The organism is Methylosinus sp. LW3 (genome assembly GCF_000527115.1).
Classification (GTDB): domain Bacteria; phylum Pseudomonadota; class Alphaproteobacteria; order Rhizobiales; family Beijerinckiaceae; genus Methylosinus.
Genome location: NZ_AZUO01000001.1, coordinates 2,575,236 through 2,588,511, shown reverse-complemented (window position 1 = coordinate 2,588,511; position 13,276 = coordinate 2,575,236). Strand labels below are relative to the sequence as shown.

11 protein-coding genes are annotated in these 13,276 nt (G+C 66.4%); 3 read left to right on the top strand and 8 right to left on the bottom strand.

What is annotated here, in order from left to right; genetic code table 11:
• Nucleotide 1: 1 nt before the first annotated feature.
• The 3 genes from METLW3_RS0113045 to METLW3_RS0113035 all read right to left on the bottom strand — a co-directional run bounded on the left by METLW3_RS0113045 (nucleotide 2) and on the right by METLW3_RS0113035 (nucleotide 3,902).
• Nucleotides 2-1,441 (bottom strand): ATP-binding protein, encoded by a 1,440-nt coding sequence (locus METLW3_RS0113045; protein ID WP_024880342.1) that lies wholly within the window; start codon nucleotides 1,439-1,441, stop codon nucleotides 2-4.
• Nucleotides 1,425-2,108 carry a response regulator transcription factor gene (locus METLW3_RS0113040; protein WP_024880341.1) on the bottom strand — a complete coding sequence of 228 codons (684 nt, stop codon included), beginning with the start codon at nucleotides 2,106-2,108 and terminating at the stop codon, nucleotides 1,425-1,427. The genes METLW3_RS0113045 and METLW3_RS0113040 overlap by 17 nt, the downstream gene beginning before the upstream one ends.
• 207 nt (nucleotides 2,109-2,315) lie before the next feature.
• Nucleotides 2,316-3,902 (bottom strand): Do family serine endopeptidase, encoded by a 1,587-nt coding sequence (locus METLW3_RS0113035; RefSeq protein ID WP_024880340.1) that lies wholly within the window; start codon nucleotides 3,900-3,902, stop codon nucleotides 2,316-2,318.
• Between the two features lie 295 nt (nucleotides 3,903-4,197).
• On the opposite strand from METLW3_RS0113035, the gene METLW3_RS0113030 reads away from it, so the two are divergent.
• Together METLW3_RS0113030 and corA are read left to right on the top strand one after the other, a co-directional pair.
• Nucleotides 4,198-4,614: a hypothetical protein gene (locus METLW3_RS0113030; protein ID WP_024880339.1), complete on the top strand. Its 417-nt coding sequence runs from the start codon at nucleotides 4,198-4,200 to the stop codon at nucleotides 4,612-4,614.
• A gap of 94 nt (nucleotides 4,615-4,708) precedes the next feature.
• Nucleotides 4,709-5,716: a magnesium/cobalt transporter CorA gene (gene corA / locus METLW3_RS0113025; RefSeq protein ID WP_024880338.1), complete on the top strand. Its 1,008-nt coding sequence runs from the start codon at nucleotides 4,709-4,711 to the stop codon at nucleotides 5,714-5,716.
• 51 nt (nucleotides 5,717-5,767) lie between these two features.
• On the opposite strand, the gene grpE is transcribed toward corA, so the two are convergent.
• From grpE to gshB, 3 genes are read right to left on the bottom strand one after another with little or no spacing between them, the layout of a single operon-like run.
• Nucleotides 5,768-6,370 carry a nucleotide exchange factor GrpE gene (grpE, locus tag METLW3_RS0113020; RefSeq protein WP_245267332.1) on the bottom strand — a complete coding sequence of 201 codons (603 nt, stop codon included), beginning with the start codon at nucleotides 6,368-6,370 and terminating at the stop codon, nucleotides 5,768-5,770.
• A gap of 55 nt (nucleotides 6,371-6,425) precedes the next feature.
• Nucleotides 6,426-9,263, bottom strand: coding sequence for a [protein-PII] uridylyltransferase (locus METLW3_RS0113015; protein WP_024880336.1), 2,838 nt, complete (start codon nucleotides 9,261-9,263; stop codon nucleotides 6,426-6,428).
• Complete coding sequence (gshB, locus tag METLW3_RS0113010; protein ID WP_024880335.1) at nucleotides 9,256-10,212, bottom strand: glutathione synthase; 957 nt, start codon at nucleotides 10,210-10,212, stop codon at nucleotides 9,256-9,258. The genes METLW3_RS0113015 and gshB overlap by 8 nt, the downstream gene beginning before the upstream one ends.
• A 198-nt stretch (nucleotides 10,213-10,410) precedes the next feature.
• On the opposite strand from gshB, the gene METLW3_RS0113005 reads away from it, so the two are divergent.
• Nucleotides 10,411-11,733, top strand: a complete 1,323-nt coding sequence (locus tag METLW3_RS0113005) for a HAMP domain-containing methyl-accepting chemotaxis protein (RefSeq protein ID WP_024880334.1) — start codon at nucleotides 10,411-10,413, stop codon at nucleotides 11,731-11,733.
• 243 nt (nucleotides 11,734-11,976) lie between these two features.
• Here the strand turns inward: METLW3_RS0113005 and METLW3_RS0113000 are convergent, their stop codons facing one another.
• Together METLW3_RS0113000 and rsmI are read right to left on the bottom strand one after the other, a co-directional pair.
• Entirely contained in the window at nucleotides 11,977-12,351 is a 375-nt protein-coding gene (locus METLW3_RS0113000; RefSeq protein WP_024880333.1) for a YraN family protein, read from the bottom strand.
• Nucleotides 12,348-13,271 carry a 16S rRNA (cytidine(1402)-2'-O)-methyltransferase gene (gene rsmI, locus METLW3_RS0112995; RefSeq protein WP_024880332.1) on the bottom strand — a complete coding sequence of 308 codons (924 nt, stop codon included), beginning with the start codon at nucleotides 13,269-13,271 and terminating at the stop codon, nucleotides 12,348-12,350. The genes METLW3_RS0113000 and rsmI overlap by 4 nt, the downstream gene beginning before the upstream one ends.
• Between the last annotated feature and the right edge of the window lie 5 nt (nucleotides 13,272-13,276).

Here is a 13,276-nt window from a genome sequence, read left to right as displayed (position 1 = left end):
GTCACTCCGCCGGCGGCGCCAGCGGAACGGCGGGAGAGGGCGCGGCGCTCGGCGCATGGGTCGCCGGGGCCGCGCGCGGCAGCGCCAGCACGACGCGTAGGCCCGGCGCATTGTCCTCTATGCGCAAGGTCCCGCCATGCAGGCGCGCCACTGCGGCGGCGAGCGACAGGCCGAGGCCGGAGCCCGGCCGCGAGCGCGAGTTCTCGAGCCGCACGAAACGGCCGATCACGCGGTCGCGGTCCTTCTCCGCTATGCCGGGGCCGCGATCGGAGACCTCGATCTCTATGCTGTCGCCCGCCCGCCGCGCCGCGACGCGCACGACGGCGCCGGGCGCGGTGGCGCCATATTTCAGCGCATTGTCGACGAGATTGACCAGCGCCTGGCCGAGCAGCTCGCGATTGCCGCGCAGCGTCAGTCCGTCGGCCGCAGCGAGCTCTATGCGCGCGCCATGCTCCTCGGCGACGGGCTCGTACATTTCGGCGATGTCGGCGGCGACGCGGCCGGCGTCGAAATCGCTGGAGAAATCGCTGCAATAGCCGGCCTCGGCGCGCGCGATCATCAGCAGCGCGTCGAAGATGCGGATGAGCGAGTCGGATTCCTCGATCATATCGGTCAGCGCATCGCGATATTGCGCGGCGCTGAGATCGGCGCGCAGCGCGGCGTCGGCGCGATTGCGCAAGCGCGTCAGCGGCGTTTTGAGATCATGCGCGATATTGTCGGAGACCTCGCGTAGCCCCGCCATCAGCTGCCCGATGCGGTCCAGCATGGCGTTGAGATTTCCGGCGAGACGGTCCAACTCGTCGTCCGCGCCCATCAGCGGTAGGCGCTGCTCGAGATCGCCGGACATGATGCGGCGGCCCGAGGCGGAGAGCTTGTCGAGCCGCGCCAGAATGCGCCGCGCGACGATGAGGCCGCCGAGCGTGCCGATGGCGATGAGCCAGAACAGCGAGGCGACGAGCGCGCGGCGCAATATGCCGCGCAGCAGCTTTCTGTCCTGCAGATCATGGCCGACGAGCAGGCGAAAGCCGCCCGGGAGCTGGAACAGCCGCATCATGGCGCGATGATGAGCGGCGGTTTCGCCGCGCCGCTGATAGCGCGCCTCGACCAGCTCGGTGCCGTCCGGCAGGTCCGGCGGCAAAGCGGCGATATTGCCGACGACGAGCTCGCCGGAGAAGGTCGTCACCAGATAGAGCGAGGCTCCGGGCGTGCGCACGCGGCGCTCGATCACTTCCACCAGCTGGCGAATGCCGCCTTCCGAATATTGCTCGGCGAGGCCGCGAATGTCGGCGTCGATCGTCTGCGCGGTCTGCTCGTCGAAGAGGTCCTCGACATTGATCTGCACGCGGGTCAGCACCAATGCGGCGCCGATGCCGAAGAGCACCAGATAGGCGAGCGACAGCTTGAAGGCCGTCGTGCGGAAGAGTCTAACGAGCGCCTTCACGGATCATATATCCGGCGCCGCGGATCGTGTGCAAAAGCGGCGTCTCGCGGCCCTTGTCGATCTTGGAGCGCAGTCTGGAGATGTGGACGTCGATGACATTGGTCTGCGGATCGAAGTGATAATCCCAGACATTCTCGAGCAGCATGGTGCGCGTCACCACCTGGCCGGCGTGCTTCATGAGATATTCGAGCAGGCGGAACTCGCGAGGCTGCAGCACGATCTCCTGTCCGGCGGACACCACCTTATGGGCGAGCCGATCGAGCTCGAGATCGCCGACGCGATAGGTGGTCTCCTCCGGCTTCGGCCCGCCGCGGCGGCGCGCCAGCGCCTCGACGCGGGCGAGCAGCTCGGAGAAAGCGTAGGGCTTGGACACATAATCGTCGCCGCCGGCGCGCAGGCCGCGCACGCGATCGTCCACCTGGCCGAGCGCGGAGAGGATGAGGGCGGGAGTGTCGATCTTCTGCTCGCGCAGGCCCGAGATCAGCGAGAGTCCGTCCAGCTTGGGCAGCATGCGGTCGATGACGAGCACGTCGTAATGGCCTTCCGCCGCGGCCGCATAGCCGGAGAGCCCGTCCGCCGCATGATCGGCGACATGGCCTTGCTCGCGAAACGCCTTCACGAGATAGGCGCCGGCTTCCGAATCGTCCTCGACGACCAATATTCGCATTTCACTCATATAGCGCGCCTCGAATAAAAACGGCAGGCCGGCGATACGCGCCGGCCTGCCGCGACTGACGCGGCGGGAGAGGAGACGAAACGTCTCCCGCCGCCTCCTTTGCGCGGGCCCGCTACACGGGGGGCGGGCAAAACGGGCCGATCGCGCAAGAAGCTCTCTTCGCTCCGCGTTTTCGATGTGGGTGGAAACGCGAGATCGTCACGACGCCGGATTGACCGAGAGGGCGACGAAGCGGGCGCCCTCCGGGGATTTCACGCGCAGCAGGACGGATTTGCGGCCCTCCTTCTTGGCCGAGTCGATGGCGGCCTGCAGATCGCCGCGCCCTTTGAGCGTCTGTCCATTGGCCTCGACGATCACATCGCCCTGGCGCAGGCCCTTCTGGGCGGCGGCGCCATTGGGGTCTATGCCGACGATGATGAGGCCCTCGCCGCCGCGGCCGCCGCGCACCTCGGCCGCCGGGGCGACCTCAATGCCATAGGCGGCCAGCGCCGCGCCGGGCTCGACGCCGTCGTCATTGGATTCGGCGGCGGCGGTCTCCTTCTCGCTCGGCAGCTTGCCGAGCTTCAGCTTCACATTCTTCTCCGCGCCATTGCGCAGATAGGTCAGCTCCGCGCTCTTGCCGGGGCCGAGCGTCGCTATGCGGCGGGCGAGGTCGCGCGGGCCGTCCACCTTCTGGCCGTCGACGGCGGTGACGACATCGCCGGCCTTCAGCCCGGCCGCCTCGGCCGGTCCGCCGCGCTGCGGCTGCGCGATCAGCGCGCCTTTGCTGGTCTTGAGCCCCAGGCTCTCGGCGATCTCCGGCGTGATCGGCTGAATGGAGACGCCGATCCAGCCGCGCGCCACCTGGCCTTTGTCTTTCAGCGCGGCGATGACGTCCTTGGCGACCTCGGACGGTATCGCGAAGCCGATGCCGACCGAGCCGCCGGAGGGCGAATAGATCGCCGTGTTGACGCCCACGACCTGCCCGCGCTCGTCGAAGGAAGGGCCGCCCGAATTGCCGCGGTTCACCGGCGCATCGATCTGCAGAAAATCGTCATAGGGGCCGGCGCCGATATCGCGGCCGCGCGCCGAGACGATGCCCGCCGTCACCGTGCCGCCGAGGCCGAACGGATTGCCGACGGCGATCACCCAGTCGCCGACGCGCGGGCTGGAGCTCGCCCAATCGACATGCGGCAGATTATTGCCGTCGCTGATCTTCAGCAGCGCGAGATCGGTGCGCTTGTCGGTTCCGATGATCTTGGCGGGCAGCGTGCGGCCGTCGTCGAAAGTCACCTCCACCTGCGTCGCATTGTCGACGACATGATTATTGGTGACGACATAGCCGTCATTGGTGATGACGAAGCCGGAGCCCTGCGCCTGCGTCATATGCTTCTGCCGGCCGCGTCCGCCTCCCGGAGGCTCGCCGAAACGGCGGAAGAAGCGATAGAGCGGATCATCCGGCGAAAGCTCGGGCGGCGCGCCGGGAAAGCCTTCCTCGGGGCCGCCGCCGGCCTCCAGCGCCTTGGTCTTGATCGCGACCACGGCGGGCTTCACGCGCTCGACGACATCGGCAAAGGATTGCGGTCCGATGGCCGGAGCCGCACTCTGGCTGGGGCTCTGCGTCTGGGTCTGCGTCGCGGGGGCCTGGCCCCAGGCGAAGGTCTGCGCCGGCAGCAGCGTCGCGCCGAGCGCGAGGGCCGCGGCGCCGGACATCAGGGCGAGGCGGAACGGGCGTCCTTCTGGACGACGCCAGCGCGCCGTGCGGCTGGTGGCGAGAGCTCGACGAAACAGCATAGGCAAGGTCATCAAACCTTCTCCATCGATCTGCCATCGGCGTGCTCTCACTCGGGAGCTGCGGCCGGTGGCGCGGCGGGGCGTCCGCCTGTCGACGATGAAGATGGTGTTCGCGAGCTTACGCCACAGTGGCGGCCGCATGAAACTTTCGTAAGGCAGAATTTCTGCCGGCATGGCGGAAGCGCGGGCTCGAGCGCGCCGGCGCCTCGGGCAATTCGCCCGGCGCGCCGAGGGACGGCGTCCATGGCGGGGCGCGGCCTCTTTCGCCAGGCTACGCAAGGTCGCCTCGGACCGGGAGGAAAGCGCGATGACGAATTACAATTTCAACGACAAAAACACCGATTGGAAGCGCCTCGAAGGGATCGATCACCTCTGGCTCTCCGTGCTGAATATCGACGACGACGTCGGCATCGTCCATGTTTTGTATAAATTCGCCGCCAATGAGAAAATCCTGCTGCATCGTCACAAGACAGTGAACAAGACCTTCGTGATTCAAGGCGAGCATCGCCTCTATCACGCCAATGACGAGATAAAGGAAGTGCGGCCGGTGGGCAGCTACAAGGTCAGCCCGCCTACGGAGGACCCGCATCGGGAGGGCGGCGGCGATCAGGACGTGATCGTGTTCTTCACCATCTATGGGAAGGGCCTTCTCTACGAAATCTTGGACGATGCGCAGAATGTCGTCGCGCCGATCACCGTGGAGGATTTTCGCGCGCTGTTGTGAAGCGCGGGTCTCGATCGGCGGGGGAGGGCCGATTGCCTTCGTCGGCGGCAGCGCTTAGATCGTCGCCGGTCTATCATCCGACGAGGCCCCGAACATGAGTGCATCGAGCGCTGCCCCGAGCGTCGGGCGTGAGCCCGGCGTGATCGCCGCCGCCGTCTATGCGGATGGCCGCCGGCTCCAGGATATCGAGATAGAGGAGGCCGGCGCCTTCGCCGCGCGTCCAGGCCATGTCGTGTGGATCGGACTCTATGAGCCGTCCTTCGCCCTGCTGGCGCGCGTGCAGCGGCAGTTCGATCTGCATCATCTGGCGATAGAGGACGCCGGCAAGGCGCATCAATATCCCAAGCTCGAGCAATATGGCGACGGTCTGTTCATCGTCGCGCGCACGGCGCAGATGGAGAATGGCCGCATCGCCTTCGGCGAGACGCATCTCTTCGTCGGCAAGGGCTATGTGCTGTCGATCCGCCACGGCGCCTCCAGCTCCTATGCGCAAGTGCGTGAGCGTTGCGAGGCGGCGCCGCATGGCCTGTCCGAGGGCGAGGACTATATCGTCTACGCGATACTCGATTTCATCGTGGACAATTACTTTCCCGTGCTGGCGACGATCAATGCGGAAGTCGAAGAGATCGAGGACCATATTCTCGCGCAATCGCCAGAGAAGGCCCATGTCGATCGGCTCTATGCGCTGCGCCGCGATCTGTTGCGGCTCGGCAATGCGGTCGCGCCGCTGGTCGACGTCTGCCAACGCCTGGAGCATACGGAGGTGATGGCGATCGACGCCGCCATGCGTCCGCATTTTCGCGACGTGACCGACCATATTCTGCGCGTGCGCGAGCAGATCGCCACATTGCGCGAGGTGCTGGCCTTCGCCTTCGAGGCGAGCCTGATGAATGGCCAGATGCAGCAGACCTACATCACGCGGCGCCTCGCGGCCTGGGCCGCAATCCTCGCCGTGCCGACGGCGATCGCCGGCATTTACGGGATGAATTTCGAGCATATGCCGGAGCTGAAATGGCGCTACGGCTATTTCTTCATTCTCGCCGCGACGGCGGCGATCTGCGCGACGCTCTATTGGCGCTTTCGCCGCAATGATTGGCTGTGACGCGCGGCGTCATCCACGTCGCGCGCTCCCGGTCGTCCGAAAAAGCGTGGGTCAGCCCTTCGGCCCGCCGCGCGAGATTCCGACCTTGGCGGGACGCAGCACGCGCTCGCCGATCGTATAGCCGGGCTCGACCACCTGAGCGACCGTGCCATGCGGCACGCTCTCGTCCGGTATCTCGAACAGCGCCTCGTGCTGATTGGGGTCGAAACGCTGGCCCTGCGCCTCGATCTTCTTGACGCCGAAGCGGGCGAGGCGGGAGACGAAATCGCGCTCGGTGAGCTCGACGCCTTCGATGAAGGTGGCCACGCTCTGCTCGAGGCCCTCGCGCGCCTGAGCCGGCACGCTGTCGACCGCGCGGCGCAGATTATCGGCGAAGGTCAGCATCTCGCGCGCGAAATTGGTGACGCCATAGATCTTGGCGTCGGCGATCTCCTTATCGGCCCGCCGCCGCATATTCTCCATATCGGCGAGCGTGCGCAGCAGCTTGTCCTTCAAGCTCGCGACCTCGGCGTGGAGATTCTCGAGCTCGGTGAAGGGCTCGGGCTCGGCGATGTCGGATTCGGCGCCCGGCTGCGCCAGAGCGGAGGCCTCGGCGTCCTCGGCCTGACGGGCGCGAGCCTCTTCCTGCGTGTCCTTTTTCTTATCGTCGCTCATGATCTCTTCCATTGGCGATGAAACGCCCCCGATATCAGTGCGGGAGCGCGCAAAATCAAGTCGGGGCGGCGCCCGCGCCCCCGCCGGAGGTCTTTCGCACGCGGAGCGCGAAGACATCCAGCAATTGGCGCTTTATCGCCGCCTGACGCGAGGGCGAGACGATTTTCCCGCCGGTCAGATCGGTCACATAGAAGGCGTCCACGGCCCGCTCGCCGAAGGTCACGATATGAGCGGAGCCGATGTTGAGATTGAGATTGGAGATGGCGTTGGTCAGATCGAAGAGCAGGCCGACGCGGTCGAGGCCGGAGACCTCGATGACGGTCGCCATATTGGCGAAGCGATTGTCGATGACGACGCCCGGCGCGATGTCGAAGGCCGTCGTCGAGTCGCGCTGCGCGCTGCGCGCGGCCACCGCCTCGGAAATGGCGATCTCGCCGCGCAGCGCTTTTTCTATGAAATCGGCGACGCGGCGCGCGCGGCGCAATTCGTCGTCGTCCATCGGAAAGGCGCGCGAGAAGAAGATGGTGTCGAGCGCGAGCCCGTCGGCCGTGGTGAAGATATGCGCATCGACGATATTGGCGCCGCTCGCGGCGCAGGCGCCGGCGATGATCGACAGCAGACGCCGGTGATCCTGCGCGACGACGGTGAGCTCCACCGCGCCGCTCTTGGTGTCGAGATCGACAGTGGTGACGAGCGGCGATTTGGCGTCTTTCAAATCGCGGAGCAGGCGCGCATGGCGCACCTTGCGGGAGAGATCGGCCTTCAGCCAATAGGCGGAATAGTGCCGCTGCGAATAGGCGACAAAATCGCTCTCGCTCCAATCGGCGAGCGCGGCGCGCAGCTCCTCTTTCGCTTGGGCGACGCGGCTCTTGCGATCGGCCGCCGAATGGCCGCCGCCGAGCACCACTTCCGTCTCCCAATAGAGCACATTGAGCAGCTGCGCCTTCCAGGCGTCGAGCACGCCGGGGCCGACGGCGTGTATGTCGCACATGGTCAATACGAGGAGCATTTTCAGCCGCTCCATCGTCTGCACGATGGCGGCGAAATTCTCGATCGTGCGGCGATCGGAGAGATCGCGGCTCTGCGCTATGCTGGACATCAGGAGATGATGCTGCACCAGCCAGGCGACCGTATCCGTCTCGCCGGGATCGAAGCCGAGCCGCGGACACAGCGATTGCGCTATGGCGGCGCCGGCCTGCGAATGATCCTCCTTGCGGCCCTTGGCGATATCGTGCAGCAGCAGGCCGAGATAGAGCGTCTTGCGATTGGAGATGGTCGGCAGAATATCGGTGGCGAGCGCGGCTTGGCGAGGTCCGCGGCCCGATTCCAGCGCCGCCAGCGCGCCGACTGCGCGCAGCAGATGCTCGTCGACCGTATAGTGATGATACATGTTGAATTGCATCATCGCGACGATGCGGCCGAATTCGGGAATGAAACGCCCGAGCACGCCCACTTCATTCATGCGCCGCAGCACTGTCTCCGTCGTATTGTGCGACAGCAGAATTTCGAGAAACAGACGGTTCGCCTCTTTGCTCGCGCGCAGATCGGAATCGATCAGCCGCAGCGAGCGCGTGAGGACGCGCACGGCGTCCGGATGGATCGCGAGCCCATAGCGGTCGGCGGTCCAGAACAGGCGGATGATATTGACGGGATCGCGGCGGAAGACATCCTCGGCGGAGACATTGACGCGATCATGCTCGACGATGAAATCATCCGACGGCATTTTGCGCGCGCGGCGCCGCAGCCGGCCGAGCACGCGGTCCAGCATGGCGGGCGGCTTGGCCTCGCGCGCCTCCAGCGCCGCGCAGACGATGGCGGTGAGATCGCCGACGTCTTTGGCGACGAGGAAATAATGCTTCATGAAGCGCTCGGTGCGCGAGAGGCCGGCGCGGTCGTGATAGCCGAATTTCGCGGCGAGCATGGGCTGCAGATCGAAGGAGAGGCGCTCCTCGGCGCGTCCGGTGGAAAAATGCAGCTGGCAGCGCACGCGCCACAAAAATTCCTCGCAGCGCTGGAACAGCGTCAGCTCGCTGCGCGTGAAGAGGCCCGCGGCGACGAGCTCCTCCGGCTCGCGCACGCGATAGACATATTTGGCGATCCAGAACAGCGTGTGCAGATCGCGCAGGCCGCCCTTGCCCTCTTTGACATTGGGCTCGACGAGATAGCGCGAGGAGCCCGCGCGCGAGACGCGCTGGTCGCGCTCCGCGAGCTTGGCGGCGACGAAGGCGCGCGCGTCGACGCGCATGATCTCGTGATCGAAGCTATGGAGCAGCTCGTGGAAGAGCTCCGAGCTGCCGAGGATGAAGCGCGCCTCCAATATTGTCGTGCGTATGGTGATGTCGGCGCGCGCCTGGCGCAGGCATTCGGCGACCGAGCGGCTCGAATGCCCGACTTTCTGGCGCAGATCCCAGAGCATGTAGAGGATCGCCTCGACGACGCTCTCGCCCCAGGGCGTCTGCTTATAGGGAAGCAGGAACAGAAGATCGATATCGGAGCCGGGCGCCAGAGTGCCGCGCCCATAGCCGCCGACGGCGACGATGGTCAGCCGCTCGCCGAAGGTCGGATTGTCGGCGGCATAGACGAAGCGCACGACATAATCATAGATCGCGCCGATGATCTCATCTTCGAGATCGGAGAGGTAGCGCGCGCAGACGAGGCCCTTGCCGCCGGATTCGAGATAGGCGCGCGCGATCTCATGGCTCTCGGCCAGCACATTGCGCAAAATCTCGACCACGGCCGCGCGCGGCGGCTCGCCGGGCTTGGCTCCTTTGCTCACGGCGGCGATCTTCTCGCCGAGCGTCGCGCGCAGGCCGTTCGCGCTCGGTGGCTGCTGCCGCAAGGGTTTCGGAGGCTCTTCCCGCGTGCGTAGCGCGGCCTTGCGCGCGTCAGCCATTCGCGCGCAGCTTCGCGAGCTTGGCCTCGATCGCGTCGAAGATCGGCGCGGCGAGGTCCGGGCCGCCGAGCCGGGCGAGCGCCCGCAGGCCGGTGGGCGAGGTGACGTTGATCTCGGTGAGATTGCCGTCGATGACGTCAATGCCGACGAACAGCAGGCCGCGCGCTCTGAGCGCCGGGCCGAGCCGCGCGCAAATCTCGCGCTCGCGCTCGGTCAGCGCCGTCGAGGCCGCCGCGCCGCCGCGCACCATGTTGGAGCGAATGTCGTTTTCCGCCGGAATGCGGTTCACCGCGCCGAGCGGCTCGCCGTCGACCAGCAATATGCGCTTGTCGCCCTTGCTGACGGCCGGCAGAAACCGCTGCACCACCCAGGGCTCGCGGAAGGTCACGGAAAAGAGATCGAAGAGCGAGCCGAAATTGGGATCGACCGGCTCCACCTTGAACACGCTGGCGCCGCCATGGCCGTAGAGCGGCTTCATGACGATCTCGCCATGCTCGGCGCGGAACGCCTCGATCGCCGCCCGGTCGCGTGTCAGCAGCGTCGGCGGCATCAGATCGGCGAATTCCATGACGAAGACTTTTTCCGGCGCGTTGCGCACGGCGGACGGATCATTGACGACGAGCGTGCGCGACTGGATCTTCTCCAGAAAATGCGTCGAGGTAATATAGGCGAGGTCGAAGGGCGGGTCCTGGCGCAGCAGCACGACATCGACGCCGGCGAGATCGAGCACGCGCTCCTCGCCGAGCTCGTAATAGCGCGCGGCATCGTCATAGACGGCGATCTCCCGCGCCGGCGCGCTCAGCCGTCCGGCCCCGAGCGACAGCTTGTCGGGCGTATAGTGCCACAGGCGATGGCCGCGCCTCTGCGCCTCGAGCATCAGCGCGAAGGTGGAATCTCCGGCGAAATTGATTTTGTCCAGGGGGTCCATCTGGACCGCGACGTCGATCATGCTCTCGATGTCTCTTTCGTGGCGCACCGCGCCGGCCTCTCGGGCCGGACCCGAGGAAGTAACGCTTTTCGTCCCGGGGCGAAAGCGCTTCCTCTATTTCGGGCAGCCCGACCACATAGACGTTAACTCCGCTTGAAGGAGATCGGTCTAAAACTACGGACAACTGTCAAGACCGGAACAAACTGGATACATCCCCCAATGTGGTTCACCTCGATCGGCGCCGGCCTCGCCCTCAGGCAGTTCCTTTTTCTGGCTCTGCTGCTGCTCATGGGCGCGACCGCCTATGTATCGGTCGCCAATGTCCGCGATTTGACCGGGGCTGCGGCCGATCCGGCCAATGCGGCGCGGGCGTCGCAGCTGGCGGTTGCGGCCAATCAGGCGGCGGCGACGCTGTCGCTCGAGCTGCTGCTCGGCACTCTGGCGGCCGCTTTTCTGGTGGTGGGCGTCTCCATCCCCACGATTCACCGCACCATCGCCTCGCCGATCAAGACCATCGCCCGCCAAATGGCCGATCTCGCCGCCGGGGACACCACCATTGTGGTGCAAGGCGCCGAGCGCGGCGACGAGATCGGCGCGATCTCCAAGGCCTTGATCGTGCTGCGCGACGCAGTGCGCGCCAATAATGAGATGGCGGCCGAGATCCGCGCCCGCGACGATCGCGAGGAGCGGCTGCGCCGCGAGGCGGTGATTCGCGATCAGGTCGAGCATTATTCCCACGAACTTTCGGCGACGACCGCGGCGCTCGGCGAGCTGACGAAGAAAATGGCCGGCGCATCGGAGGAAATGATCGTGCAGGAACGTCGCGCCCGCGAGGATACGGATTTCGCCCGCACCGCCTCGCTGCAGGCGGCCGCCGACGTCGCCTCGGTCGCCACCGCCTCGGAGCAATTGCTGGAGGCGATCGGCGAGATCAGCCGTCAGGCGGTGGAATCGACCACAGTCGTGCGGCAGGCCGTGCAGGAGACCAATGGCTCCAGCGCCGAGATGCTGCGCCTCTCGGCCGCCGCCAATCGCGTCGGCGATGTGGTGAGCCTCATCTCGCGCATCGCCGCGCAGACCAATCTTCTGGCGCTCAACGCCACCATCGAGGCGGCGCGCGCCGGCGAGGCGGGCCGCGGCTTCGCCGTGGTGGCGCAGGAGGTCAAGAGCCTCGCCACCCAGACCGGCAAGGCGACGCAGGAGATCGCCGATCAGATTTCCGAGATTCAGGCGGCGACCAATCTCTCCGTCTCCTCGATCGACAAGATCAAGAACAAGATCGCCGAGGTGGAGCATATTTCGGCGATCATCACCTCCGCCGTGCATGAGCAGGACGCCGCCACCAAGGACATCACCCGCAGCGTGCGCTCGGCCGCCGACAGCGCCTCGGCCATGTCGCAGCATGTCTCGCAAGTGGCGAGCGCCATGGCCATGACCGGCGCCGGCGCCGAGTCGATCGTCACGCTCGCCCGCGAGATCGACCATATGGCCCGCCGCACCCAGGCGCATACGGAAGAGCTGGCGCAGAGCTTGGCGAGCTGAGACGGCGTCCGTCTGATCGCTTCGGTCTGGCAAATACAACCCCCTCGTCCTGAGGCGCTTTTTGCGGCGCAAAAAGCCTCGAAGGACGAACCAGAGCCACGCGGCGGCGACCCTTCGAGACGCCCGCATCGCGGGCTCCTCAGGGTGAGGGACTGATGTTTTACCTGCGCGAGGATAGCTTCGCGCGACACCTTTTTCCACTTGTGGAAGAAGGGGCGCGGTTTCAGCGCTTCGCCTCTTGCGTCATCCCAAATCCAATTCCACCGCCGCCTCCACATGCAGCGGCAGGCGCTTCGGCGCGATATAGACCGCATCGCCGCGCAGCACATGATCCGCGGCCCAGGGATTGGACGCCAGCCATTTCGACGCCGCGCGGGAGATGCGCCGGCGCTTCTCCTCGGTGATGGAGATCATCGCCTCCTCGAGGCTCGCGCGCGCCTTCACTTCCACGAAAGCGATGGTCCGCCCACGTCGCGCCACAATGTCGATCTCGCCGCCGCGAATGCGATAGCGGCGGTCGAGGATGGCGTAGAATTTGGCTCTCAGGAAAAGCGCCGCGATCGTCTCGGCGCGCAGCCCGCCGCGATGGCGCGCGCGCCTTTCTTCCGTCTCGTTCACTCGCGCGTCTCGCTCTCGCGCTCGGCGGCGAGCTTGATCGCCCGCGCATAGACCTCGCGGCGCGGCCGGCCGGTGGAGGCGGAGACGACGCTGGCGGCGTCCTTCAGCGAATGGGCGGCGAGCGCCTCCTCGAGCTTGGCGTCGAGATCGGCCTCGCTGGTCGCCTCGGCGTCCGCGCCGGGCGGGGCGACCAGCACCACGATCTCGCCGCGCGGCGGCTCCTCCTCGCGCAGCGCGGCGGCGAGCTCGTCGAGCCTGCCGCGTCGCACCGATTCGTAGAATTTGGTCAGCTCGCGGGCGATGGCGGCGTCGCGCGGGCCGAGCACGGCGGCGGCGTCCTCCAGCGTCTCGGCGACGCGCTTGGGCGATTCGAAGAACACCAGAGTGCCGGGAATGCGCGCCAGCTCGGCGAGCCGCGCCCGCCGCGGCCCGCCCTTATGCGGCAGAAACCCCTCGAAAAAGAAACGGTCGGTCGGCAGGCCGGCGACGACCAGCGCCGCCAGCACGGCGGAAGGGCCGGGGACCGATGTGACCTTGATTCCCTTCTCCAGCGACTCGGCCACGAGCTTGAAGCCCGGGTCCGAGACCAGCGGCGTGCCGGCGTCGGAGACCAGCGCGAGCGCCGCCCCGGCCTCCAGCCGCGCGATGAGATGCGGCCGCATCACATGGGCGTTGTGCTCGTGATAGGCGACGAGCGGCGTCGAAATCCCATAATGGGCGAGCAAAGTCTTGGTGACGCGCGTGTCTTCCGCCACGACGGCGTCGGCCGCCGCCAGCGTCGACAAGGCGCGGAAGGAGATATCCTTCAGATTGCCGATCGGCGTCGCGACGAGATGCAGCCCGGGCGCGATCTTCTCCGCCTCCGCTCGCAAGCCGAAAGCGGTATAAGCCGCCGGCGTCGTCACTTTTCCTTCGCTCATGGCCC

Bases quoted from the DNA above. Each gene is read 5' to 3' on its own strand.
- METLW3_RS0113040 (WP_024880341.1), bottom strand. From the start codon at position 2,108: ATGCGAATATTGGTCGTCGAGGACGATTCGGAAGCCGGCGCCTATCTC.
- grpE (WP_245267332.1), bottom strand. From the start codon at position 6,370: ATGAGCGACGATAAGAAAAAGGACACGCAGGAAGAGGCTCGCGCCCGT.
- METLW3_RS0113015 (WP_024880336.1), bottom strand. From the start codon at position 9,263: ATGGCTGACGCGCGCAAGGCCGCGCTACGCACGCGGGAAGAGCCTCCG.
- METLW3_RS0113035 (WP_024880340.1), bottom strand. From the start codon at position 3,902: ATGACCTTGCCTATGCTGTTTCGTCGAGCTCTCGCCACCAGCCGCACG.
- corA (WP_024880338.1), top strand. From the start codon at position 4,709: ATGAGTGCATCGAGCGCTGCCCCGAGCGTCGGGCGTGAGCCCGGCGTG.
- METLW3_RS0113030 (WP_024880339.1), top strand. From the start codon at position 4,198: ATGACGAATTACAATTTCAACGACAAAAACACCGATTGGAAGCGCCTC.
- rsmI (WP_024880332.1), bottom strand. From the start codon at position 13,271: ATGAGCGAAGGAAAAGTGACGACGCCGGCGGCTTATACCGCTTTCGGC.
- METLW3_RS0113005 (WP_024880334.1), top strand. From the start codon at position 10,411: ATGTGGTTCACCTCGATCGGCGCCGGCCTCGCCCTCAGGCAGTTCCTT.
- gshB (WP_024880335.1), bottom strand. From the start codon at position 10,212: ATGATCGACGTCGCGGTCCAGATGGACCCCCTGGACAAAATCAATTTC.